The sequence below is a fragment of the Wolbachia endosymbiont (group B) of Ischnura elegans genome (assembly GCF_947251585.1).
In the GTDB taxonomy this organism is placed as follows: Bacteria; Pseudomonadota; Alphaproteobacteria; order Rickettsiales; family Anaplasmataceae; genus Wolbachia.
This window is the reverse complement of sequence record NZ_OX366371.1, coordinates 283863-307937: the sequence shown is the minus strand read 5'-3', so window position 1 is coordinate 307937 and position 24075 is coordinate 283863. Positions and strand designations below refer to the sequence as shown.

At 34.0% G+C, this 24075-nt stretch carries 18 protein-coding genes and 5 pseudogenes; 18 read left to right on the top strand and 5 right to left on the bottom strand.

Annotated elements, in window-relative coordinates; genetic code table 11:
• The first annotated feature begins 8 nt into the window (after positions 1 to 8).
• Both OPR58_RS01565 and OPR58_RS01560 read left to right on the top strand, forming a co-directional pair.
• A complete protein-coding gene (locus tag OPR58_RS01565) occupies positions 9 to 1001 on the top strand; it encodes a hypothetical protein (RefSeq protein ID WP_265022848.1) in 993 nt (330 codons plus the stop codon).
• A 134-nt stretch (positions 1002 to 1135) separates the two neighbouring features.
• Positions 1136 to 2233, top strand: a complete 1098-nt coding sequence (locus OPR58_RS01560; protein ID WP_265022847.1) for an AAA family ATPase — start codon at positions 1136 to 1138, stop codon at positions 2231 to 2233.
• 687 nt (positions 2234 to 2920) lie between these two features.
• On the opposite strand, the gene OPR58_RS01555 is transcribed toward OPR58_RS01560, so the two are convergent.
• Complete coding sequence (locus OPR58_RS01555; protein ID WP_265022846.1) at positions 2921 to 4012, bottom strand: alpha/beta hydrolase family protein; 1092 nt, start codon at positions 4010 to 4012, stop codon at positions 2921 to 2923.
• Between the two features lie 69 nt (positions 4013 to 4081).
• Here OPR58_RS01555 and OPR58_RS01550 point away from each other — a divergent pair.
• The 5 genes and pseudogenes from OPR58_RS01550 to OPR58_RS01530 form a co-directional block, all read left to right on the top strand.
• Positions 4082 to 4546: pseudogene (locus tag OPR58_RS01550) on the top strand (phage terminase large subunit); the annotation flags it as partial.
• A gap of 500 nt (positions 4547 to 5046) precedes the next feature.
• Positions 5047 to 5670: a reverse transcriptase domain-containing protein gene (locus OPR58_RS01545; protein ID WP_265022252.1), complete on the top strand. Its 624-nt coding sequence runs from the start codon at positions 5047 to 5049 to the stop codon at positions 5668 to 5670.
• Between the two features lie 23 nt (positions 5671 to 5693).
• Positions 5694 to 6455, top strand: a complete 762-nt coding sequence (locus OPR58_RS01540; protein WP_320109896.1) for a group II intron maturase-specific domain-containing protein — start codon at positions 5694 to 5696, stop codon at positions 6453 to 6455.
• Positions 6456 to 6520: 65 nt separating this feature from the next.
• A pseudogene (gene terL, locus OPR58_RS01535) lies at positions 6521 to 7462 on the top strand (phage terminase large subunit); the annotation flags it as partial.
• Between the two features lie 130 nt (positions 7463 to 7592).
• A complete protein-coding gene (locus tag OPR58_RS01530; protein ID WP_006013204.1) occupies positions 7593 to 8114 on the top strand; it encodes a pyrimidine dimer DNA glycosylase/endonuclease V in 522 nt (173 codons plus the stop codon).
• Between the two features lie 231 nt (positions 8115 to 8345).
• On the opposite strand, the pseudogene OPR58_RS11240 reads toward OPR58_RS01530, so the two are convergent.
• The 3 pseudogenes from OPR58_RS11240 to trmB all read right to left on the bottom strand — a co-directional run.
• Positions 8346 to 8468, bottom strand: a pseudogene (locus OPR58_RS11240) (tRNA (guanosine(46)-N7)-methyltransferase TrmB); the annotation flags it as partial.
• Positions 8469 to 8492: 24 nt separating this feature from the next.
• A pseudogene (locus OPR58_RS01525) lies at positions 8493 to 9344 on the bottom strand (IS630 family transposase).
• Between the two features lie 67 nt (positions 9345 to 9411).
• Positions 9412 to 9909: pseudogene (trmB, locus tag OPR58_RS01520) on the bottom strand (tRNA (guanosine(46)-N7)-methyltransferase TrmB); the annotation flags it as partial.
• Positions 9910 to 10012: 103 nt separating this feature from the next.
• Between trmB and OPR58_RS01515 the strand changes: the two are divergent.
• Genes OPR58_RS01515 through OPR58_RS01505 form a run of 3 tightly spaced genes read left to right on the top strand, consistent with a single transcriptional unit; the run spans position 10013 to position 12324 of the window.
• The gene (locus OPR58_RS01515; protein WP_264375979.1) at positions 10013 to 11665 is read left to right on the top strand and encodes a 30S ribosomal protein S1; all 1653 of its coding nucleotides are present in this window, start codon (positions 10013 to 10015) and stop codon (positions 11663 to 11665) included.
• A 19-nt stretch (positions 11666 to 11684) separates the two neighbouring features.
• Complete coding sequence (locus tag OPR58_RS01510; protein WP_010404234.1) at positions 11685 to 11963, top strand: HU family DNA-binding protein; 279 nt, start codon at positions 11685 to 11687, stop codon at positions 11961 to 11963.
• 43 nt (positions 11964 to 12006) lie between these two features.
• Positions 12007 to 12324 carry a cell division protein ZapA gene (locus OPR58_RS01505; protein WP_010404232.1) on the top strand — a complete coding sequence of 106 codons (318 nt, stop codon included), beginning with the start codon at positions 12007 to 12009 and terminating at the stop codon, positions 12322 to 12324.
• Here OPR58_RS01505 and OPR58_RS01500 read toward each other — a convergent pair.
• Positions 12302 to 12568 (bottom strand): succinate dehydrogenase assembly factor 2, encoded by a 267-nt coding sequence (locus OPR58_RS01500; RefSeq protein WP_010404229.1) that lies wholly within the window; start codon positions 12566 to 12568, stop codon positions 12302 to 12304. The genes OPR58_RS01505 and OPR58_RS01500 overlap by 23 nt on opposite strands.
• Before the next feature lie 99 nt (positions 12569 to 12667).
• Between OPR58_RS01500 and rseP the strand changes: the two genes are divergently transcribed.
• The 8 genes from rseP (at position 12668) to ffh (ending at position 23999) form a co-directional block, all read left to right on the top strand.
• Positions 12668 to 13783 carry an RIP metalloprotease RseP gene (rseP, locus tag OPR58_RS01495; RefSeq protein ID WP_265022844.1) on the top strand — a complete coding sequence of 372 codons (1116 nt, stop codon included), beginning with the start codon at positions 12668 to 12670 and terminating at the stop codon, positions 13781 to 13783.
• Between the two features lie 7 nt (positions 13784 to 13790).
• A complete protein-coding gene (bamA, locus tag OPR58_RS01490; protein ID WP_265022843.1) occupies positions 13791 to 16124 on the top strand; it encodes an outer membrane protein assembly factor BamA in 2334 nt (777 codons plus the stop codon).
• Positions 16125 to 16685, top strand: a complete 561-nt coding sequence (locus OPR58_RS01485; RefSeq protein WP_010404220.1) for an OmpH family outer membrane protein — start codon at positions 16125 to 16127, stop codon at positions 16683 to 16685.
• A 4-nt stretch (positions 16686 to 16689) separates the two neighbouring features.
• Positions 16690 to 17121 (top strand): 3-hydroxyacyl-ACP dehydratase FabZ, encoded by a 432-nt coding sequence (fabZ, locus tag OPR58_RS01480; protein WP_265022842.1) that lies wholly within the window; start codon positions 16690 to 16692, stop codon positions 17119 to 17121.
• Between the two features lie 45 nt (positions 17122 to 17166).
• Positions 17167 to 19995 carry an FAD-dependent oxidoreductase gene (locus OPR58_RS01475; protein ID WP_265022841.1) on the top strand — a complete coding sequence of 943 codons (2829 nt, stop codon included), beginning with the start codon at positions 17167 to 17169 and terminating at the stop codon, positions 19993 to 19995.
• Positions 19996 to 20244: 249 nt separating this feature from the next.
• Positions 20245 to 20484 carry a hypothetical protein gene (locus tag OPR58_RS01470; protein ID WP_265022840.1) on the top strand — a complete coding sequence of 80 codons (240 nt, stop codon included), beginning with the start codon at positions 20245 to 20247 and terminating at the stop codon, positions 20482 to 20484.
• Between the two features lie 627 nt (positions 20485 to 21111).
• Positions 21112 to 22671, top strand: a complete 1560-nt coding sequence (locus OPR58_RS01465) for a proton-conducting transporter transmembrane domain-containing protein (protein WP_265022839.1) — start codon at positions 21112 to 21114, stop codon at positions 22669 to 22671.
• Positions 22656 to 23999 (top strand): signal recognition particle protein, encoded by a 1344-nt coding sequence (gene ffh / locus OPR58_RS01460; RefSeq protein ID WP_264374535.1) that lies wholly within the window; start codon positions 22656 to 22658, stop codon positions 23997 to 23999. Before OPR58_RS01465 ends, ffh begins: the two co-directional genes overlap by 16 nt.
• Positions 24000 to 24075 lie beyond the last annotated feature (76 nt).

Genomic DNA, 24075 nt, shown 5'->3' with positions numbered 1-24075 from the left:
GCCATTGCGTGAACGGTTACAAAGATAGTCCTAACTTTGGCCTCAAATTGTCTGGTAGAGATATAACTGGAGTACTCAATTTTATCAATTTTAACGATGAAAATGACCCAGTACTACAAAAAATTCAAGAAGAAAAAGGTGGACTTTATTTTACAATAGAAGGTGATTATATCTATATATCAGATGAAGAAGGAAAATGTCTTCCAGTATGTGAAGATGGTAGTTGCTATAAGTATCAATACACAAAAAATGAACATGATATATTAGAAATTAGTGAGATATCAACAATAATAAAAAACTTAACTAAAACTGAGCAATGCAGTGCACCAGCTAAGGCAGGGCAGAATTTTACTTTGCAAAAGGGAAAAGAATTATCGGATAATATCTATCAAGCAGATATCATGTTAAACGGTAAGCTTGTAGCTACTTTACCAAAAATAGGTTACTGCATGCTTGATGACCAATTGGTCATACATAATCACGTTACAGAAGAAGAGATAAAAATTCCTAGAGACTTTCATTATCTTAAAGTAGTCAAGTCCAGTAGTAATGATGATTATCAATTAACGTTTTGTAATTTCTTAGGTAATGAGTTTTTTGAACATAAAAAATACGATTCTCAATACTCAAATATTCCAGATAAATATCAATATATAAGTTTAAACTGTATGAAAAAGGAATATAAGCCAAATTTCTGCAAGTTACTTAACGATAAACCATCTTTTTTTATTGCAAAAGGAACTACTAATCAAGATTCTTCAGGCCACTGCCCAGCTGATGTATTTGAATTAACAAAAAGTGGAAAAGGTAAGAAAATGGCTACATTAATTGATCAATTTGGCGTTTTTAATAAAGAGGGTAAGTTTCAATATTGTGATTACCATACAAAAGCAGATTACGATGTTTATGATTCTTATAAAATTAATAAAGAGTACAAAACAACAGATGAATTTCTCTTCAATGATGACATAGTTCTTTATACTATTCCAGAGCTATCTTAACCACGCACAAAGTATATTATAATTGCTTTTTAAAAGTGAATTTAGTAGAATTCAAAGAAGTGTAAGGGTATATTTTTTTAGTATTTAATCTAAATAAAATTGTTCTCAGTTTAAAATCGATATAAGACAGTAAGATGAAAAAAATTGAAATCTCAGAATTACTCAAAAGAATTGCTATCTGTTTACTATGCATAGCAATTATGGTCTCTATTGCTCTTTTGTTTGCCTATATGCATACAATGTTTCTCAGTAAAGGATATGAGCTGGCTGCACATTATATTAGCGAAGCTATGCCTTTTGTGTTAGTCACTGTTTTCTTTTTTATCGCTTGGTTTATATATGATCAAATAGTTAGTAAAATGAAGGAAGTAAAGCTGCCTATAGAAATAGAATTAGCTAATTCAGATAATAAAACAACATTTGCTAATGTTATAATTGACGATTCCTTAAAACAACGATTGCAGATTATTTGCTGTAACCAAATGACAGAAGAAATGCGTGAGATGTTTGGAAGTGAAAGTATTAACTCACTAAAAGGTTATATACTGCACGGCCCTCCTGGAAATGGTAAAACACTTATCGCCCGCGCAATTGCAGGTGAATCAAATATGAATTTTATAAGTATCTCAGGTCCAGAACTTATTGGAGTATATATTGGTCATGATGCACATGCTGTACGCGAGCTTTTTAAAGTAGCGAGAAAATATTCTCCTTGTATAGTATTCATAGATGAAATAGATGCAGTTGCCCAAAAAAGAAGTACCGCTAATAACTCAGCTTACCACTGTCGAGAGAGCTTAACACAGTTACTAACTGAAATAGATGGATTTAAGAGCAGAAAAGATATAATAGTAATTGGTGCAACTAACCTGGTCAATGAGATAGATCCAGCACTTATTAGGCCTGGACGCTTAGGTCAAAGGGTTCATATACCTAATCCAAATGTGGAAACGAGACAAAAGATATTGGAGCTTTATACCAAAAATACAAAAACTGATGGAAGGCTAAATATTCAAGATATTGCAGAAAAAACAGAAGGCTATTCTGGAGCTGAGTTAGAACAATTAGTTAATGAAGCAAAAATATACGCTGCTCTTGAAAGAAAGTCCAAGGTAGTTAGTAAGGAAGATTTCAACCACGCGTTTCACAAGCTAAATCCAGTACAAGGAAGAGGGAGAATAACATTAGCTTCATGTCAGACACAGACGACAGAAGCCCCTTTTGTACAATAAAAACTGGAAGTGTAGCAAGATGTGCCAAATTTCGTTATTGAAAATAAAATTTAAAACTTGCTATCATTTTGCCACTCGTTAGTACCACAGTGGTTTTGTAATAGAACGCAAGCTGCAAAAACTTAAGGAAAAAATGGTCAGTTCTTGACACTGGCATCTAGTTCTTTCTATCAAAAATGCTGTAAAGTGTTTACCAATTTAGTTGGATCCCAGTACTGGGATGATATTATGAAGACCTAGCAGTTTATGACGGTGTCATTCCAGCGCGTGGCGCTGGAATCTAGTTCTTATTACCTGAGTCTTCTGGGTCCCAGTACTCGGATGACAAGAAAAGGGAGTATTGGTTTCAGCATTAGCCGTGCATCTGGATCCCAGTATCAAGTACTGGGATGACAAGAGAAAGAGGACACTGGGATGAAATTATGAAGGCCGGGATAAACACTATGAGGACTGGAATGACATTATGAAGACCTCTAGCAGTTTATGACGGTGTCATTCCAGTGTGGAATCCAGCTTTTTTGTAACTTCATTGAAAATATCGTATAGCTATTTGTTCACAATTAATTCTTCTGGATCCCAGTACTCGGATGATAAGAAAAGAAACACTGGTTTCAATATTTGCATGCATCTGAACAGATACAGATGGCTAAAATATTGAAGAAAGCATACGCGTCAAGTTAAGAGCAACTACCTTCTTTGACTTGTCAAGAAAGGTCTTTTTTCCCCAGATTCTATTATCACATGCTGAAATGACATCTCTTGCTTCTTCATGTGATTATGCAAAAAGCCCTTTGAATTTTTGCAGCTTGAAAAATCTTTATAAAATTTACTTTCTTTAAATGCTTTAATCTTCTCTTCATTATTTAATGAGCCATATTTAGAAAAATATTCATCTGTAATGTGAATATATAAACTAATCAACTCAGGAAAAGTGTAATCAGTTTTGTTGGAAGACTTTAAACACGTAATTGGCAATTTATGTATATCTTTATCAGCTTTTTTAGAATCAATACATTTATCATTCTTTCTTAATGTTGTATGCTGCTTGAAAAATTCTTCATATTCCTCAAATCCTTCAAATACTTCTTTTTTTTGGTAATCTTTTCTTCTACCGCTTTGATCTATTTTTTCTATTTCTGTTGCAAGTTGCGCTGGCTGTTTTATCGTTTTATCTCCCTCTCGATTAAAGTACATTGTATAAGGAGTAATTGAATTTACGATTTTATATGTCTTCCAGTGGCAGCCAAAAATCTTCAGTACCAATCTGATTATCGGAGCAAGAAAAATTTTTAACTTTGCCATAAAACCAAAGTAATAAAGAGACGCTTGTTTAAGTGAACTAGCGGCATTGCTAACGATACATCTTAAATGTATATCCTTACCCTTAAAATTTTTATGAACCTCTGCAGCCACATGTCCACCTAGGCAGTCTCCAAACAATATGATATCATCTGGCTTTATACCTTTTTCCAATAAGTTAGTTACAACTGCTACACCAGATTTAACTCTATTGCTACGTATCAATGAGTTATTTTTACTTAAACCAAGTCCAGGATAATTAAAAAGATGTACAATTATCCCTTGCTCTGTGGCCCAATTCCAATTTTGGGAATAATCTTTACCAGGGCTTAACGCTCTATTTCCACCAATAAAGTATATCAGATGTTTTTCACCTTGATTATTGTTTTGATTTTTACCAAGAAGCGTAATTGTCTCTATTTTCATCCCGTTTTGAGTTTTTATAAATTCTCTCTCAGTTTGCTCTCTTATTTCTTTCATATTTTAACCCTCACTATGCTGATTTAATTATACAACAAAATCTTAAAAAAATCAACAAACCTTAATTTTATGAACAATATAAACCTTCTCAAATTCATTGAATTATGCTTTCAAACGGTAGTGCCGGGGTGTGAGTATAATGATTATCAATATATAAAAGTCATAGCAGACAGGCTTGAAGCAGCAAGCGCTGGTGAAGCAAGAAGAATAATATTCAATATGCCGCCGCGTTCAATGAAGTCCATTTGTGTAAGTGTTGCATGGCCCGCATGGATACTTGGAAATCAGCCAACTGCAAGAATAATAGTTGCAAGTTATTCTCGGTTGCTTAGCGAAAAGCACTCACTCGATACAAGGTGCATAATGCAATCTGATTGGTATAGAGAGCTATTTCCGAAAGTAGAATTATGCAAAGATCAAAACACTAAATATAAATTTCAAACAGTGCAGAGAGGATGTCGAATTGCAACATCAGTTGGAGGAACATTAACCGGTGAAGGTGGAGATTTCATTATCGTGGATGATCGTGTGTCCAGAGAAGGCAAGTATGTTCAGTGGGAGGTAGACCCACCAGGATAAAAGTCGAAGTCCTGTAGCTAGGGTAGCAATGTGGAGGGAAAGCAAAATGTTGAAGCCTACCGACAACGTTATCATAGGATAATGGCGAATTACTAGGCCGTAGCGAAAGCAAACATATAGGTGGCCTCGAAAACGATAAGAACTGAAGGCTGAGCCAGCGGTCAATGGGCGAAAGCAGAATAGGCAGTTGAAAAACGACTGATACAATTGTTCTACTTCAGCGGGGTGGTAGTGATAGCATGGTAATGAGGACATACAAAGCAACTGGAGAAGCCCTCCTCATCCCAAGGAGAAATACCTTGGAGTGGTAGGTTCTATAACTGGAAAACAGGAAAAGAACCGAAGATGAAAGGGTGGCGGATGGGTGTGTAGTAGCGAAGAAGTGGGGTAACGCCCATGGAGCAAAGGCACCCTACTAGTAGAGATCTTTTAACAAAAGGAAGGTAAAGGTAAAAATGACAAAAATGCCAATAAAATTACAAGACCTGAGAAGAAAGATATATATCAAAGCGAAAGCAGAACCGGAATGGCGATTCTGGGGAATCTATGTACACGTCTGCAAGATGGAGACACTAGAAGAAGCATATAAGCTAACAAAGAAAAGCAATGGGGCACCAGGAATTGATGGGGTAACATTCAAATCGATAGAGGCAGAAGGCTTAGAAAAGTATCTTCAGCAAATAAGACATGAACTAATAACCAAAACCTATAGCCCAAATAGGAACCGGAGAAAGGAAATACCAAAAGTTGGGGGAAAACTCAGAACGTTGAACATACCCTGCATCCGGGATAGAATAGTGCAAAGTGCACTAAAGCTAATAATTGAACCGATATATGAATCTGACTTTCAGGACGGATCATATGGATATAGACCCAAGAGAAAAGCGCATGAAGCAGTAAGCAGAGTAGCGAAAGCAGCAATCAAAGGCAATACAAAATGTATTGATGTAGACCTGAAATCCTATTTTGATAACGTACGACATCATATTCTCATGGAGAAAATTGCCAAGAGAATAAATGATAAAGAAATCATGCACTTGATTAAGCTAATCCTTAAGGTAGGAGGAAAACGAGAATAGCGCAAGGGTCGCCTATCTCACCGTTGTTGAGCAATATATACCTCAATGAGGTAGACAAAATGCTAGAGAGAGCAAAAGAGGTGACCAGGGAAGAAAAATATCAACGTATAGAATACGCCAGATGGGCAGACGATTTAGTGATACTGATAGATGGGCACCAGAGATGGGAATGGCTCGAGAAATTAGTGTACAAAAGGTTACAAGAAGAATTAGCAAAACTAGAAGTAAGTGTAAATGAAGAAAAGACAAAAATTGCCAATCTAAAGAGAGGAGAAACATTCGGCTTTCTAGGATTTGACTTTCGAAAGAAAATTACAAAACAAGGAAAGTGGAGAGTACAGATAACACCACAGATGAAAACACGAACAAGCCTACTTCAAAAGTTGAAGAAGGTATTCAGTAACTATAAATCGCAACCAATACGGAGAGTGATTCAGATCATCAATCCGATATTGAGAGGGTGGGTAAACTACTTTAGAATAGGAAACTCAAGTCGAAGCTTCAGCTACGTTAAACAGTGGGTAGAGAAGAAAACAAGACGCAATATGATGCAAGCCAGAAAAGCAAAAGGATTTGGTTGGAAAAGGTGGAGTAGCGAATGTATATATGAGACCCTTGGTCTATATTCGGACTATAGAATAAGATATTACGTTCCGAAAGCCTTACCAGCACAATATGTTATAAACTTTGGTAAGAATCTACTAGGAAAGCGTAGTGCGGGAAATCCGCATGCTGCGTTTGATGAGGCGGGAATTGGAAACGTAAACATGGGAATTTTGGATTGAGGACCAACATGAAAATAATGGATCAGCCACCAAACCCTAAAGAGGCGCGCCAGTTCTCGACCCTACCACTAAGTCCCGCACAAGCTTTGAGCGAAACATTTAGAAAGCGTGCTGCAAACTGGTTTGATCAGGCTTTAGTAACCAGGCTCAACGACAGAAAAAAAGGAGTTATCGTTCTTGTGATGCACAGACTCCATTTAGAAGATTTAACTGGTCACCTCCTCTGTAAACCAAGAAACATATGGCACCATGTCTGTTTACCAATAATAGCTGAAGATAAGGAGATTATTTATTCAGTTAATAATCATATTCCAGAGCATGAACAGGAAATATACTCAAGAAAAGAAGGTCAATTGTTGTATTCCCTAACTGAAGGAAAAGAAGAAATTGAGATGATAAAAGCTGAACTTGGGAGTTATGGTTTTGCTGCTCAATACCAACAAAACCCTCTACCACTTTCAAGTGCTATAATTAAACGAGAGTGGTTGAAGCGCTATAAAAATTTTCCTGATAGCCTCTTGCATGTAACACAGAGTTGGGATACTGCAATTTCAACAAACAATACAAGTGACTTTAGTGTCTGCACTACCTGGACAAAAGTAGATAATACATTCTATTTACTCGATGTATATCGCGCAAAACTTGAATATCCAAAACTTAAAGAGAAAGTTCTGTCGCTGGCTGCAAGGTGGAAGCCACACGCAATTTTAATCGAAGCAAAAGCAAGCGGTCAGCAATTGGTTCAGGAGCTCAGGAAAAACAGTGATTTACCTATTATTCAAATAGTACCACATGATGACAAATTAACTCGATTTCACCGAATTGTCCCAATTATAGAATCTGAGCGGGTTTTTCTCCCTAACCAAGCAGTATGGCTTAGCGACTTTGAGTATGAGATTTTAATGTTTCCAGAAATCCGTCACGACGATCAAGTAGACAGTACCGTGCAATATCTTCAGTGGGTGAGAAATAATATTGCTAGAGTGGTAGCTATACGTTCATTGTAGCTTGAAAAGGTTCCTCGGAATTGTGTATAATTTTTTTAACTGAGCTTATTTAACTTATCCATTTTCTGAATGATATTTTAGGGTTTATTGAAATAAATACTACGCAAAAATTCTATCTCTGGGTGCTTAGATGAATATCTTTATATTAGACGAAAATCCTGTAACTGCAGCACAAATGTTATGCGATAAGCACATAGTAAAAATGCCGCTAGAAACTGCTCAATTGCTTAGCAGTGTTTTTTCAATAGCATTAAAAGAGCCAAATCCTTTAGTCAGCATTACAAACCAGAATATAGAAGTTCCATATAAACTTACTCACAAAAACCATCCTTGTTCTTTATGGGCTAGACAATCAAAAGGAAACTTTGATTGGTTAATAAAACATGGAAAAGAATTGTGTATAGAATATAGCTTGCGATACAAAAGAACGCATAAATCCGAAGAAGTTATAGATTGGTGCGATAATAACAAGGATTTGCTAATATTTCGATCAGCTGATATACAAGCTTTTACACAAGCGTTACCTGATCGATATAAATGTAGTAACCCAATAGAAGCATATAGAGAATATTACCTAAAAGAAAAGATGAGATTTGCTAAGTGGGAAAAAGGTAGAGAAGCACCAGATTGGTTGCTAGACAAAATGCTATAGGTTATAAAATTATCCAAACCGATCATAAAAAAGGTAGAATTGAAGTTGCAAAAGCAATGCTGGCTGATAATGTTGATGTTTATCAAGTTTATTGATCTTTCTATTTGTGAGATTAAAGAATTCAGTAAACTGTTATTCCCAGTATATGGTAGGCTACTTGCACTATAGAGTGTCATGTACACATCTGTACTAACAAGCAGAGGTAAATCTAAGTCAGTTTAGATATAACATTTACTTTAAAAACTTTATTTTACGCTGATATTCTAGCGCTTTTCTGTGGTATTTTGTTGGGGTATAATTTGCAAAACTATCTTCCTTATAGGTTAAAAAATTACACTGCTTTATATGTATAGCTCTTTTCATAATAATCCGGAAAGTTCATAGAAAAGCAGAATCAACAGCATGACGAAAAGATGTGAATAGAGGGATGTTTTTCCTAGCTCTATTTTTTATAGCAAACCAATGATGCTCAATTTTATTGAAATCTGGGGAATACGTAGGAAGATACAAAATTTCAGCACCAACTCCTTTAGCAAATCTTATTAGACTTATGAAAAGTAGCATTATCAAGGATAACAGTTTGTCCAGGTTCCAAAATCGGTGTCAAAAACTGCTCAAACCATTTATTAAAGATATCCATATTACAATGGCCCTCAAATGTTAACGGAACAACTATTTTTCTACCATTTAGAGCTGCAATCATGCTAATTCGTTGAGTTTTCTTTCCAGATTTTAGGGCATAAAACCGCTGTCCTTTCTGAGAATATCCATAGGGATAGTCTTCGGTATTATCAATACCAGATTCATCTATATATACTAAGTTTTGAGGTTCTTTTGTTGCTATAATTTTCAAAAATTCAGCACGTTTTTCTTCATTCCTTTCTTTGTATCCATATGTCTTTTTTTTCGTGTGAGTCCAATTTTTTTAAGAGCTCGATGAATCGTTGGGATACTAACATTACTCCAAAGCTTAGCCATTTCCGATAGAGTTTTTCCACCGTGTTTTTTGGCAAATTCAGTAAATTTATTCCAGTCGGTAATTTTGTGATTATAACCTCCATTTCCAAGTTTTTTCGACTGAAAATCTCCTGTTTCTTTTTTTCTTTGCTGCCACTCCCATAATGTAGTTCTTCCAATTTTAAATCTTGCTGCTACCGTTTCTCTGCTTTCCCCTTCGTCTAGCACTTCCATTGCTTTTTTTCTTAAATCATAACTATATGCTGCTGGCATACTTACCTTCACTACTATAAACTCTTATTTTAACCCGTTTGGACCATTATGAAAAGAGCTATAACTCTATCCACTCTGCATAATCCTGATGATCAGTTGCAATAAATATTTCACCTGTGACAAGTATTTTTTTTGCTAATAAATTTAAAAATTCCGTATTAATTAACCGTCTTTTGTTGTGACTTCTTTTTGGCCATGGATCTGGAAAGAGAATAAAGAATTTTTCAACACTGTGGTCAGGAAAATTGACAATTAATTCTCTTGCATCTTCTGTCCATATTAAAATATTTTTTATGCTGTGTGCTTCTATGCTTTTTAGCAAGGAAGAGACCCCCTTTAAATAAGGCTCACATCCTATAAATAATAGATCAGATTCATTGAATGCCTGATAGAGCATATTTTCACCATTACCGAAACCTATTTCTACTCGTATTCTTTTTTGTAAGTCTACGATCTTTTTTATAGATTCCTTGCTGTTTTTAATAGAATACTTCTCCAAAACATTCAACTTCAACCTAGATCTTCTGGAAAATGACCTAATCCAATTATTATTCCTAGATAACATATCTTACATAACTTAATCTTTTATAGCTTAAACAATTCTCGAAATGAATTAATGAGAATTTACTTGTCACTAATTATTAATATTATATAATATATGAGTTCTAATGAAGTTAAAATTAAAAGGTATGGAAAGTACAGTTGCTATCAAGAGGCTATCATCAAATAGGTTCATAGAAGAGATATTTCAAGATCAATTTGATAATCAAGACAATGACTTTTGTGAAGATTCTTTTGCTAACAAAATCAAAGAAGGAGATGTGGTAGAAGGTATAATCACAAGAAGAAATTCTAATGATATTGTGGTTGATGTTGGTTTAAAGTCAGACGGAAGAATTCTGATTAAGGAGCTCAGTTGTAATGATGATATCACTGTTGGCTCGAAAATTAGAGTTTATGTTGAAAGAATTGAAGATTACCATGGTAATGTTGTTCTTAGTCGTGAGAAAGCAATCAGAGACGAAAAATGGAATAAATTGGAAGAAAGCGCAGTTACAAAAGATGAAGTAACAGGAATCATTAAACGCTCAATTAAATGCGGTTTTATTGTTGATCTTGGTGATGGAATAAGTGCGTTTTTACCGCTGAGTCATGTGGATTTGAAGCAAATAAAAGATGCTAATCACCTTATTGAAACTGAACAAAAATTCATCGTGCTTAAAATGGATAAGAAGCAGGGGAATATTGTAGTATCAAGAAAGCTGGTATTAGAGAAATTGCATGCTGGTGAAAAAATTAAGTTTTTAGAATCTTTAAATGAAGGTGATGTAGTAGAAGGCAAAATAAAAAGCATCACTCACTACGGTGCATTTGTTGGCATTCATGAATCAGATACAGTGGGAGTTATAGATGGGCTGCTACATATTACAGATATCTCTTGGAGTAATGTAAGTCATCCATCTGCAATTTTTTCTTATGGTCAGCATATAAAAACTAAAATTATAAAAATAGATAGAGAAAATGGAAAAATCTCCCTGGGTGTAAAACAATTAGGAGACAATCCTTGGCAAGATCTAGAGTCAAAATGTCCAATTAACAGCGTACACAAAGGATGTGTAACGGGTATAAAAGATTGTGGATTCATTGTTGAGATTAAACCTGGGATTGCGGGTTTGGTACACTCATCAGAAATAACTTGGAGCAAGAGTAATTTACCAATCAGTAGTTTTGTAACAATAGGACAAGAAGTGGATGTAAAAATTCTCGGTATTGACATTATTAAAAATAAGATGAGTTTAAGCACAAAAAGGTGCGTAGAGAATCCTTGGCAAGTATTTATTGATAAATATCCTCTTGGTTCTATTGTTTCTGGTAAAGTTAAAAGCAACAATGGTTCACAAATATCTGTGACTTTTGATAATTCTGAGATATCTGAGGACGTAGAAGGAACAATTTATATGCAAAATCTAAGTTGGTCGAAAAACAATTCAGATGAGATAAAAAAGTATAATGTAGGTGATGAAATAGAAGCAAAAGTGATAAGGGCTAACGTAGATCGGACAAGAATTTATCTTGGAGTAAAGCAAATAGAGTATGATCCTCTTGAAGAACTGATAGAGAAAGTTAAAGTAGGGGATAAAATTCAGGTTACTGTAAGTAAGAGAGAGGAAAATGGTCTAATCGTTGAGGTTGAGAACAATGTAACCCTTTTAGTAGATCAAGAGCATTTACCAGAAAATAAAAAGTTTTCTATATCAGAAAAAATACAAGTTGAAGTAGTAGGTGTTGAAAAATATAATATAATATTATCTGCCAAATAACTTCTTGTGCTTCATATAAATGGCAACGAAATCTGATATAATAGCAAAAGTGGCAAAAAAACACCTTTTGTTAGATAAGGTCATTATAGCAGACATAGTTGATAGTTTCTTTCGAGTGTTTTCAAACACGTTGAAATATCATAATAGAGTTGAAATCAGGGGGTTTGGTTCTTTTTCAATTAGAAGCTATAACTTGAAAGAAGCAAGTAATTTGACGTCACAGAAGGTTGCAAAACATCAATACTTTAAAACTTATTTTCGTAGCAGTAAAAAGTTATCCCTCTTGATAAATGAATAAAAATCTATATTGTAAATTTGAAAGTTGTACAATATAGCATCATATGCAAGTAGTAGAAATAGTTATACATAATAACACATATAAAATATCTTGCGAAAGTAAAAAGAAGGACCATTTATTACAACTTGCTAATAGCTTCAACAAGCTAGTTAGCTCCATATCTCAAAGAACTGGAGGTAAGGGCTCAGATGCATTAAATTTCTTACTTGCAGCATTGACTCTCGAAGACAAAATTTTAGAATTAACAAAGCGATTAGACGAAATAAATCAAGAATGCAAAAAGTATAGGGAGGAAAAAAGAGTAGAATATGCTGAAGTATTAGATAGGGTAAACAAGATTATTGGGTGCATAAGTGATTAAAGCAAGCAATCAAATCGACTACCTCACTACTCAAATCAGGGGGGAGAAGTTTCTTACGAGTGATGTAACAATATAATTCGCAATCATCAAGATCAACTATTTTTTCGTATTCAATTAGTTCACTTAAGGAAAATTTATCAAGATATTTCAATGCAAAATGCCCTAAAAGTATATCAGTTTCTTTACAACCCCTATGCCAACTCCTATACATCAGTTTTCTTCTTAATAAGGAGATATCTATCATTGTCATTAAACTTTTTTTTAATTTAAAGACTAAACTAAATACTTGTCAAGCAAGGCGCATTTTAATATACTCAACGTTTGATTAAGATTTAAAACATAGGTGGAATTAATTTCTCATCAACTTAGCGCTGGAATATATTATTTTTTATCGTTTTCTTTAATAATTTCTATCATAGTATTCGTGCATGAATGTGGGCATTATATTGTCGCTAAAGCATGCAAGGTTAAAGTTGAATCTTTTTCTATAGGCTTTGGTCCTGAAATTTTTGGTTTTAACGACAAGTCTGGAACTAGATGGAAATTAAGTGCCTTTCCATTGGGTGGCTACGTTAAAATGTTAGGGGATACTAATGCAGCAAGCGTTCCTGTTGATCAACAAAAATTAACTGAAGAAGAAAAATTATACTCATTCCATACAAAACCTCGATATCAAAAAGCAGCAATAGTTTTTGCAGGGCCTTTTGCAAACATGATATTTACCGTTATAGCTTTCACAATATTTTTCAGCGTGGCAGGTTATTATCGTACTCCACCAGTAATTGGTAATGTAATTGAAGAAAGTGCAGCAAAGCAAGCTGGCCTATTACCAGGTGACACTATTACACAGATCAATGAGTACAAAATAAAATACTTTGAAGATATTTCACGCGTGATAATGTCCAACCCTGAAACAAGAATAGAAATTAAGTATAGCAGAAATAACGAAGAGTACAGAACTATTCTAACTCCGTTTACAGTTGAGGATAGAGATGTCTTTGGTAACATAATAGAAAGAAAAACTATAGGAATTACCTCAATTAATATGATAGGGTTAAAACAGTCATCTTTTCTTGGAGCTGCTAGCCTATCAGTGAATGAAACCTACCACACTATGTGTTTAACAATCAAAGCACTCTTTCAAATTGTTGTTGGTAAAAGGAGTATAAATGAAATAGGTGGGCCAATAAAAATTGCAAAATATTCAGGGCAATCAGCTAAAAAGGGACTTATGATGGCTCTATATTTTATGGCAATTATTTCAGCTAATTTAGCTGCAATTAACTTGCTGCCAATACCACTACTAGATGGTGGGCATTTATTTCATTATATTATAGAAGCAGTTATACGTAGAGATTTGAGTTTGAAATATCAAAAATATGCAGTCACTTTTGGTGCTACCATACTGTTTTTGTTGATGGCAGTTGCAATCACAAATGATATTAGGCATCTTTTTTAAGATACATATGAAAAAGTTATTTCACATACTAATAATAATACTTATTTCTTTTCCCACTCTACTTGTTGCTCTAGAAAATAAAGAAAAAGTACAGATAAAAAATATTAAGTATATTGGCAATGAGCGAGTAAGTGATCAAACAATAAGGTTTTATACAAAATTAGAACCAGGTAGTCATATAAATGATGATGATGTAGATTCAGTTATAAAAGATTTATACAAAACAAAGTTATTTGCTAGTATTAACGCCTATATCGATGATGAAAAAAACTTAGTAGTAAAAATTCATGAGAATCCATTGATTAACAAAGTAATATTGAAAGGCAATAAGTTATTTAACAGTAAAGAGTTGCTAAATAACGTTATCCAGTCAAAATCACTAACTATTTTCACTGAAACAAAATTACAAAACGATTTAATAAATCTAGCTACTCTTTATAGGAACAGTGGTAAAATTGGTGTTAAAATTGCATATGAGCTAGATAAGCTTGGTAGCAATAGGATAAACCTAATTTTTAAGATAAAAGAAGGAAGAACGTCTAAAATTAAGGGTTTACGATTCATAGGTAATAAAAACTTTTCAGCAAATGAGCTAGAGCAAGTTATCAAAAGGCATAGCAATGATATATTTAGTAAGTTATTTAGAGCCATTTTTAAAAGCGGAACTCATTATTCACCTCAATATCTACTGATTAACACAGAACTGCTTGATCGCTTCTATTCATCTAAGGGATATATTCAAAATAATATCCAACCAATTGTTGAGGTTGATAATAACAACCAAATAGAGTTAACTTTTTTGATTGATGAAAAGCAGCAATACTTATTTGGAAATAATGAAGTTGATATTGAAACTGAGATTAAGGATTTAAGTTTAAGGGAAGAAATATTAGAATTTATCAAAGAGGAAAATAATCAAATATTTAATAGAGTTAAAATTAACAATACAGCAGAAAAAATAAGTAAACATTTAAACGAAAAAGGATATATATTTGCAAAAGTTAATCCAGAATATACACAACATAACAATATTGTGGATGTAACTTACAAAGTGCTACCAGGTAAAAAGATTTATATAAACCAAATTACTATTGATGGCAATGACCGCACTTTAGATAAAGTAATTAGAAGAAAACTTAGCATGGCAGAAGGCGACGCATATAACACATCTGAGATTCAAAAATCACGTAGAAAACTTATATATAGCGATTTTTTTGAAACAGTAAAAATAAATAGTTATATAGTGGATGAAAATGCAGTAAATCTTGATTTAAATGTCAAAGAAAAAAGAACTGCCTCGTTATCTTTAACAGGTGGCATGTCTCTTCCTGGTGGAGTATTTGTTAAAACCGATTTCACAGATCGTAATTTATTTGGTAGTGGTAAAGAGGTATCTTTTGCTCTTGAAAAAAGTCAATATGTTCTTTCTACTAGTATAGACGCTGTTGAAAATAATTTTAACGATTCTGATACGTCATTAGGCGTAGGTATATTTTATGAAAAACAAGATAAGCCAAACACCACTTTTGATACTTGTGACTGGGGAGGAACAGTAAAATTATCTTATAAAATTTTAGAAAATCTAACCAACTCTATTCGCTATTCTTATAAATATAACCATATACATATGGACAATAAGAGTGGAAAAGATGAGGATATCTCTGAGATAATAAGAGATCAAGAAGGTGAGTATCAGGTTTCATCAGTGGGATATACGTTATCATACAATAAACTGGATAACCTCTATACTCCTAAAGAGGGATATTTATTGCGCTTAAATCAGGATATTTCAGGATTGGGAGGAAATGTAAATTTCCTAAAATCTGAGTTTTTGTCTTTTTATACACGCCCTATACTAAGCAAAATTGATGATGATATAACATTGCGCTTTAAAATAGCAGCAGGTCATATTTTCTCTTATACCGATAAAGAGCTAAATATTGGCCAGCACTTTTTTAAAGGTGGTAATGAAATTAGAGGATTTGACCTTTCCGGCATTGGACCAAGAGCAGAAGACAAAAATAAAAGCTCATTGGGAGGCAAAACTTATTTTAATTTAACACAGCAAGTAGATTTTCCACTATCTAAATTATACGACTATGCTGGTATCAAAGGCTCACTATTTGTTGACTACTCAACACTTTTTGGTTTAGATGAAAAGGAGATATATAGTGGAAAATATTACGATAGTAAGCTTATAAGAGTATCACCAGGTTTTGGCTTTTCAATGCCCTCTCCTTTTGGTAGACTTAGATTAGATTTTGGGTTTCCTTTAGTAAAGGAAACTTATGATATAATACCATCACCAAACGTTAAAATTTCTATTGAAGCGGGGATTTGAATGAAATATATACAGTTATTTACATCAGTCATTGCCTTAATTGTTTCCTTATTTGTAGGGTATAAGTTTGTAGGGTATCAACCTCAGAGCGCGATTAATACAAAGGCTGCCATTATTGATAGTGACAAAGTTATCAACGAATCTCTGGCTCTGCAAAATATACAACAACAAATAAAGGAGCAGAATTCTAGATTACAGCAAGAATTTGAAAATGAGTTAGAAAAATTTAAGCCATCGAAAGAAGAATTTGACCTTTTGTCAGAAGAAGCAAAAAAAGAAAAGACGGAACAATTTAGTAAGTACACTGTAAGCGTTAGGGATAATTACGCTAAGAAAATGTCAAATTTAGAAGAAAACTATAGAGAAGCAGTAGAAAGTGTCTTTAACAAAATAAAAGAAGTGGCTAAAAGAACGGCAGAAAAAAACAATGTAGATTTAGTACTATTTATTTCAAAAAAGAACCAAGTTCTATACTCTATGGATGAGGTTGATTTATCAGATGTGGTATTAAAAAATGTAAATAAGGAAATACCTGAATTTGCTTTGCAAAGCATTGAGTAGGCTTATGCAATTTAATATCAGTGATATTATAAAAATACTACCACATTCTTATCCGTTTCTCTTAGTAGATAGAGTAATAGAATGTGACCATGGTAAAAGCATAAAAGCAATCAAAAATGTGACTTTCAATGAGCCATTTTTTATTGGCCATTTTCCTGGCCATCCGATAATGCCAGGAGTTTTGATAGTTGAGTCTTTAGCTCAGGCATCTGCTATATGTGTCCTCGGTAAAGAAACAATAGAAAATAAAGTTGTTTACTTTATGTCTATTGAAAACGCAAAATTCAGAAGACCAGTTATTCCAGGGGACACGTTGGTTCTTCAATCCAATATAAAAAATGCGCGTTTGGGTGCATGCAAATTTGAGTGTGTTGCATATGTTGGGGAAGAAAAAGCTGCAGAAGCAACAATCTTAGCAAGACTGCAAGACAAATAAAATCTTCATCTGCAAGAAACAGTATGTACACTGTATAGTATAACAATGCAACTGAATTTCAAAATCTCATTTTCAAACTTATACACTTGTAGTGGATTAATAAAATTAGATGAGACGTTTTTAGATTATATAAAATCGTGCGATGAAAGCTTGTTTTGTTCATTAATTGAAGCAAGAGAAAAAGCAGCTTCTTCTTTGATGTCATCCCAGTGCTTGACACTGGGATCCATAAAACAACCAATGTTGGCCACTCAAATGACAGATAGTCAGTTAATAATAGACCTCTCATATTTACTTGATGAATTTATTGCAAAACTTTTTAATATTGGAAAAGAAGCAGAGGAGCTAAAGAAAAAGCACAACGACTTTGCTGCAATATATAAGTGTAAAAGGTTATTTGTTCAACGCTATGCATTAAAGAAGTACACTGATATAGCAGATATAGATATAGATATTGATTATGTTACCAGCAAATTAAATCGCTTTCTTGCCCTACCAACAACAGAAAAAAATTTTGCTGAGCAGGTGATGCGTTGGTTGGAAAATAAAGAGGATCACAAAGAAGAAATAGAACTTGCAGCGCAATATGCAGCGTGGAGAGTAAAAAATAAACAGAGTATACTTTTTAGTATTCACAGAAAAATTGATCACGAAAATCTCGTATCGTTCTTCAAAAAAGAAGTAGACGAAGTTGAGGTATTGTATTCAAGCAAAACAAAAAGACGACATGGTTTTGATCTGACAAGTGAAAAGGTGAGTTTGAATAAAGCATTGGATAATGCTCATTACTGCATATTTTGTCATAAGCAAAATAAGGACAGTTGTTCAAAGGGGCTAAGTAATAACGACAATAACTTTAAACAGTCCCCACTCAAAGTTGAATTGCACGGCTGTCCACTAGAACAGAAAATATCAGAAATGAATCTGGTGAAAAGCGAAGGGTACAGCATAGCAAGCCTTGCAATTGTGGTAATAGATAACCCATTATGTGCAGCTACTGGGAAAAGAATATGCAATGATTGCATGAACTCATGCATATATCAGAAACAAGAGCCTGTAAATGTGCCAATGATTGAAACAAGGATTCTAGATGATGTGCTTAGTTTACCGTATGGATTTGAAATATATTCTCTGCTTAGCCGTTGGAATCCTTTAAATTTTCAGCGTCCATTGCCAAAAGGAAACACAGGAAAAAACGTCCTAGTTGTAGGGCTTGGTCCTGCGTGTTTTAATTTAGCTCATCATTTATTAAACGATGGGCATAACGTTATCGCCATTGATGGACTAAAGATTGAACCTTTGATCGATAATTTTCAGCTAATTAAAGATTTCGAGCATGAAAAACTAAGTGAACGCACAGCTGGTGGATTTGGTGGAGTAGCAGAGTATGGCATAACCTCTAGATGGAACAAAAACTATCTAAAAATCATTAGACTTTTGCTGGAAAGACGTGAGAATTTCGCACTTTATGGAGGTATTCGTTTTGGTGGCACGATTAATGTTGATGACGCGTTCAACTCGGGTTTTGATCACATCGCCCTAGCACTTGGCTCTGGCAAGCCACGAATGATCAAAATAAAGAATATACTAGCTCGTGGAGTGCGTATGGCATCTGACTTTCTTATGTCGTTACAACTGACTGGCGCTCTTAAATTTGATTCTATAGCAAGTCTGCAAGTTCGTATGCCGATAGTTGTAATAGGGGCTGGGCTTACTGCGATTGACACTGCCACTGAAGCTTTAGCGTATTATCCAATTCAAGTAGAAAAATTTCTTCTTCGTTATGAAATATTGGTTGATAAGTACGGAAAAGACTGTGTTGAAAAAGATTGGACAGAAGAAGAGCACGAAATTGCGAATGAGCTCATATCGCACGCAAAGTTGATCCAAGCAGAGCAAGAATTAGCAAAAAAAGAAAGTAGAGAAATAAAAATATTAGAGTTAATGCAGAGTCTTGGGGGAGTGAAAGTTGTATATAGAAAAGAGCTGAAAGACTCGCCAAGTTATCGATTAAATAGCGAAGAGGTGCAAAACGCATTATCAGAAGGGATTTACTTTATTGAAAACTTAGAGCCAGTTGAAGTTGTGACAGATAAATATAACCATGCTGAGTCAATAAAACTGATAGACACAAAATCCGGCGAAATCAAACGTATAAAAGCACGTTCTATTTTTATAGCAGCAGGTACTGAGCCAAATACAGTTATTGCAACAGAAGATAAAAAGCATTTTAAATTAAGTAATGGGTATTTTACTCATTTGAATTCATCAGGAAAAGAAATAGACCCAATATTTTCTCCTAAAATGCAAAATAAAGATAGAATATTAGTGTATAAGCAAGGCAATAAAACAATCAGCTTTTTTGGTGATCTTCACCCTTCGTATAGCGGCAGCGTCGTGAAAGCTATGGCAAGTGCTAAGAACGGCTACCCTATTATTTCTCAGCTTTTGAGTGGAGTGATCCAAACAGCTAATCAGCCAGCGTCACGCGCTGGAGTGACGCTGTTCCGTCAAGCTAACAAAGAATTCTTTAATAGAATCAAAGAGCAATTCACTGCAAAGGTTATAAAAGTTCAATATTTAACAGACAAAGTTGTGGAAATAGTGATCAAAGCACCACTTGCGGCAAAAAATTTTAAACCCGGACAATTCTTTAGGTTGCAAAATTTTGCAACCAATAGCAGAAAAGCCAATAATACAAACCTTGCTATGGAAGGTATAGCCGTAACCGGCACTGAAGTAGACAAAAAAAAAGGATTTATTTCCACTATTGTGCTTGAAACTGGCGGTTCCACTAATTTATGTAAATGTTTTAAAGAAGGTGAACAAGTAATTCTTATGGGTCCAACTGGCAGCCCTACTGAGATTGGTTAAACCTATTTTGTACTAATTATACCATAATGTATATTATTTATTAATAAATCTATACTATAATAATGATTTTTATTAAGGTAGTATTATGACACATAAGTTAAGATTCACACTTCCAAAAGAAAGCTACTCTATAGATACAGGACCATGTTCTGCAAAAAGTAGAAAGTGTAAGGAGTTTATAGCAAAAAACGAAGACGTGGGTATGAAATTTCTTATTTCTACTAAAGATGATACTGGCAAAACAGGAAAATGTCCCTTTGTAAAGATAATAACGGTCAAGATGAGTGTACAAAATCCTACACAGTTCAATTTCCAGTAATTTATAATGATCTTTTTAATGATAGCTTTAAATACGTAAGTGTTCTTTTGGATCATGATAAAGGACATTTCACTAGGATGCGCAATGAATTCGATAAATATGATATTGATTACACAGTTATGGATGACGGTAAAACACAGAATGTGCTGTCAGAGGATTTTATGATCTAATTTTCATTATACAGCTACTAAAGAGCTTTCTTGATTCCAGTGTCCGCTACTCGAATGCCGTCATTACAGTACTTGATACAGGGATCTATAGCTAAAACAATTTAAGATTCCGCTACGTGTTAGAGGAATCTATGCTGAGACACCGCGGCGGTATCTAAAAAAAGCGTTAAAGACTAGATTAGCAAAGAATTCTTTAATAGAATCAAATATTGCGAAGAGCATAAAAGTCGAATGAGTGCATTGAAAACTGGCAGCTCCATTAGATTTATGCAGATACTTAAAACAAAGAAAGTAAATCACTCTCAACTAGCAGACTTACTGAAGTTCTGGATATTGAATTGATGCCAAATTTTATTTCAAAAAGTAAATAATTTACTAACGCTCGTGCACAAATTAAAAATAAATTATGCACGAGTGTAGCACTGTGAATTAGGAGTGCTATATTAAAGCTTACCTCACTATTAAAGCTATCGGTCAGATTAGATTAAAAACCTAATCTGACCGGTTTCTCTATAACCTTCTAAACCCTGATATAATTATATGGTAATTAGCTTAACTAGTGGTTAATATGCAAATTGATTTTATTTGTATGTTGAGGTAGCATAAACCATACTGTTTTACATCATTGTGCAACTTTATAAATTTTTATTGCTATTTCTATTGACTACATTAATAGTGATAGTCCTAATATTACCTGAAAATTTAGGTACTACACTGAATTGCTCTCATCCAGTTCTAAATTTTGATTTATCTTTTCGTATCGTACTAATATCTTTTTTATCAGTTGCATTTTTAGCTGTTCTACCAACACAAAATTTGACTTTTTCAGAGATGCTATCTTTTTTTGCTTATACTACCTGCTCACTCTGTGCAATTTTATCCAAGCAGATAATGTTGGTTATAATATTCTTTGAATTAATGACCATCAGTGCATTTTTTATTATCGCAGCTAGCTGTAGAGATAGTGGATCTGCAATAAGGTACGCTTGTGTACACTTTTTGGTTGGAGTTATATTGACAGCAGGATTGGCACTTCAAAGCACTAACCTGATAATTTTGGGTTTATTGATAAACTGCGCTTGTTTTCCTTTTTCGTTTTGGGTTGTTGATGCATATCCTGCTGCATCACTACATGGCACTACATATCTCTCTTTATTTACCACTAAAGTCTCTTTTTTAGTGATGCTTTTACACACTTACACCCTATGGCAAGATTGTACTGAAATATTAGCACTTGTAGGCGCCATCACTGTAATTTACAGCATTATATTTGCTTCTCTTGAGCAAAATATTCGCAGATTTTTATGCTATAACGTTGTAGGACAAATGGGCTTGCTGATTATTGCAGGAAGTTTGCTCAGTCCTTCGGAAAAAGCAATACCAATTTTGATACTGCATATAATCTTCTCTCTTGTTTATCAATCATTATTGTTTGTGGTCAGTAATTCGATTATTTTACAAAAAAAAATAATTAGTTTTAATGGAGTGGGTAAACTGATGTCAGTGGAAGGCATGTGTGCTATAATCGCAATACTTACAATGGCTGCATTTCCTGGAACCGTTGGATTTATCAGTAAATCATATATCACAGCTGAAATTGAAATGAACACTGTTGCCTTAAAAGGGTATAAAAATTTATATAAGCTTCTAAATTTGCTGCTTCATTTAAGCGTGGGGCTAAAGTTTCTTTATTACTTATTTATTGCAAAAAGTAAGTCAAAACCTTTAGCAGAGAGGGGAGGCAAAATGACTATGATTATTTTAGCATTTATATGCGTAATCGCTGGCAATCCTTACTTACCTATTTACAATAAACCTTCGATTTTCGATTTTGTGTACAACACAAAAAATGTTTTGTCGCAATTTAATTTATTACTATGTACCACTTTATTGTTTATTCCTTTACGCAAGTTATTTTACCCGAGAGTAAATTTTAAAATGGATGTTGATTGGATTTTTAGAGTTTTCATATCCTATATTGTCTTGTTGTTCAATCAATTGGTCTTTAAAGTGAGAGAAATGTCTGCCAACGTACTGCAAAACTTGACTAATTCACTTACTAATTTATACTTTAATAATATTACTAAACTTAAAGAAGTGCTAAGTTATAACTCAGTAAGTTTTGTTTCAGCTTCTTCTCTCTTTTTAATGAGTATTCTACTAATGCTATTATGTTTAAATCGTTAACTGAAAGTTTAAATTCTGTATTTAGTAAACTGAGAGGAAAGTCGATCATTTCTGAAGATGATTTTAATCTTGCCATGCGTGAAATACGTATAGCTTTAATTGAAGCTGACGTTTCACTTGAAGTTGCAAAAAAATTCATCAACGACATTAAAGATAAAGTGATTGGGGAAAAAGTCATAAAAAGTGTTTCTCCAGCACAAATGATAATTAAAATTGTGCAGGATAATTTAGTTGCAGTTCTCGGATCAGAGAAAAGTGACTTAAATCTAGCAGTTAAACCCCCTGCTGTGATTATGATGGTGGGCTTACAAGGTGCAGGTAAAACAACTACCTCAGGAAAGCTTGCTTTAAAGCTAAAAAAGCAAAAGAAAAAAGTGATGCTTGCCTCTTTAGACATTTATAGGCCGGCTGCCCAGAAACAACTTGAGGTGCTGGGTAAACAGATAGACGTACAAACTTTATCTATAGTAATAAATGAGGAGCCTATTGCAATTACAAAAAGGGCACTGGCAGCAGCAAAGAACGATAATTATGATGTATTAATACTAGACACCGCAGGCAGGCTTCATATTGACAATAATATGATGAATGAGTTGAAAGCCGTAAAGGAAATAGCTTCACCTGCAGAAGTTATTTTAGTAGCCGACGCAATGATAGGCCAGGATGCGGTCAACATTGCCAAATCATTCAATGAGGTAATAGGTGTAACCGGCATTATTCTCACCCGTGTTGATGGTGATGCACGTGGTGGTGCTGCTCTTTCTATGAAAATGATCACCGATTGTCCAATTAAATTTATTGCTTGTGGTGAAAAATTAAGTGACCTCGATGATTTTTATCCCGATAGAATTGCAAAAAGGATACTTAGCATGGGTGATGTTGTATCATTGGTTGAAAAAGCTGCTGAGATTGTTGGTCAGGAAGAAATTGATAAGTTACAAAAGAAAGTAAAAAAGGGTAAATTCGACCTAAACGACCTAGTGGGAATGTTAAAAACTCTGAGTAAAATGGATGGCATTAGCAACATAATGAAATTCATCCCTAGTTCATTCACAAAAAAGCTAAGTAGCAGTGTGCCAGACGACAATAAAGTGAAAAAATATATAGCCATCATAAACTCAATGACCGAAAAAGAAAGGCAAAATCCAGATATTTTAAATGGCAAAAGAAGACTTAGAATTTCTAAGGGGTCCGGAACAAGTGTAACTGACGTTAATCTTCTAATTAAGCAGTATAATCAAATGAGCTCTATGGTGAATAAATTCAGTAAAGTTGATCATAATAAACTCAAAGAATCTGATTTAATGGATATGCTGAGCAGAAAATAAATCAGCAGGTAGTAGAATGAAATAAAATCATCAGTTGTAATTGCTGTTGAGTAGTGAAGTAACAAATTCAATAAAT

Bases quoted from the DNA above. Each gene is read 5' to 3' on its own strand.
- OPR58_RS01560 (WP_265022847.1), top strand. From the start codon at position 1,136: ATGAAAAAAATTGAAATCTCAGAATTACTCAAAAGAATTGCTATCTGT.
- OPR58_RS01555 (WP_265022846.1), bottom strand. From the start codon at position 4,012: ATGAAAGAAATAAGAGAGCAAACTGAGAGAGAATTTATAAAAACTCAA.
- OPR58_RS01545 (WP_265022252.1), top strand. From the start codon at position 5,047: ATGACAAAAATGCCAATAAAATTACAAGACCTGAGAAGAAAGATATAT.
- OPR58_RS01530 (WP_006013204.1), top strand. From the start codon at position 7,593: ATGAATATCTTTATATTAGACGAAAATCCTGTAACTGCAGCACAAATG.
- OPR58_RS01515 (WP_264375979.1), top strand. From the start codon at position 10,013: ATGAAGTTAAAATTAAAAGGTATGGAAAGTACAGTTGCTATCAAGAGG.
- OPR58_RS01510 (WP_010404234.1), top strand. From the start codon at position 11,685: ATGGCAACGAAATCTGATATAATAGCAAAAGTGGCAAAAAAACACCTT.
- OPR58_RS01505 (WP_010404232.1), top strand. From the start codon at position 12,007: ATGCAAGTAGTAGAAATAGTTATACATAATAACACATATAAAATATCT.
- OPR58_RS01500 (WP_010404229.1), bottom strand. From the start codon at position 12,568: ATGATAGATATCTCCTTATTAAGAAGAAAACTGATGTATAGGAGTTGG.
- bamA (WP_265022843.1), top strand. From the start codon at position 13,791: ATGAAAAAGTTATTTCACATACTAATAATAATACTTATTTCTTTTCCC.
- OPR58_RS01485 (WP_010404220.1), top strand. From the start codon at position 16,125: ATGAAATATATACAGTTATTTACATCAGTCATTGCCTTAATTGTTTCC.
- fabZ (WP_265022842.1), top strand. From the start codon at position 16,690: ATGCAATTTAATATCAGTGATATTATAAAAATACTACCACATTCTTAT.
- OPR58_RS01475 (WP_265022841.1), top strand. From the start codon at position 17,167: ATGCAACTGAATTTCAAAATCTCATTTTCAAACTTATACACTTGTAGT.
- OPR58_RS01470 (WP_265022840.1), top strand. From the start codon at position 20,245: ATGTCCCTTTGTAAAGATAATAACGGTCAAGATGAGTGTACAAAATCC.
- ffh (WP_264374535.1), top strand. From the start codon at position 22,656: ATGTTTAAATCGTTAACTGAAAGTTTAAATTCTGTATTTAGTAAACTG.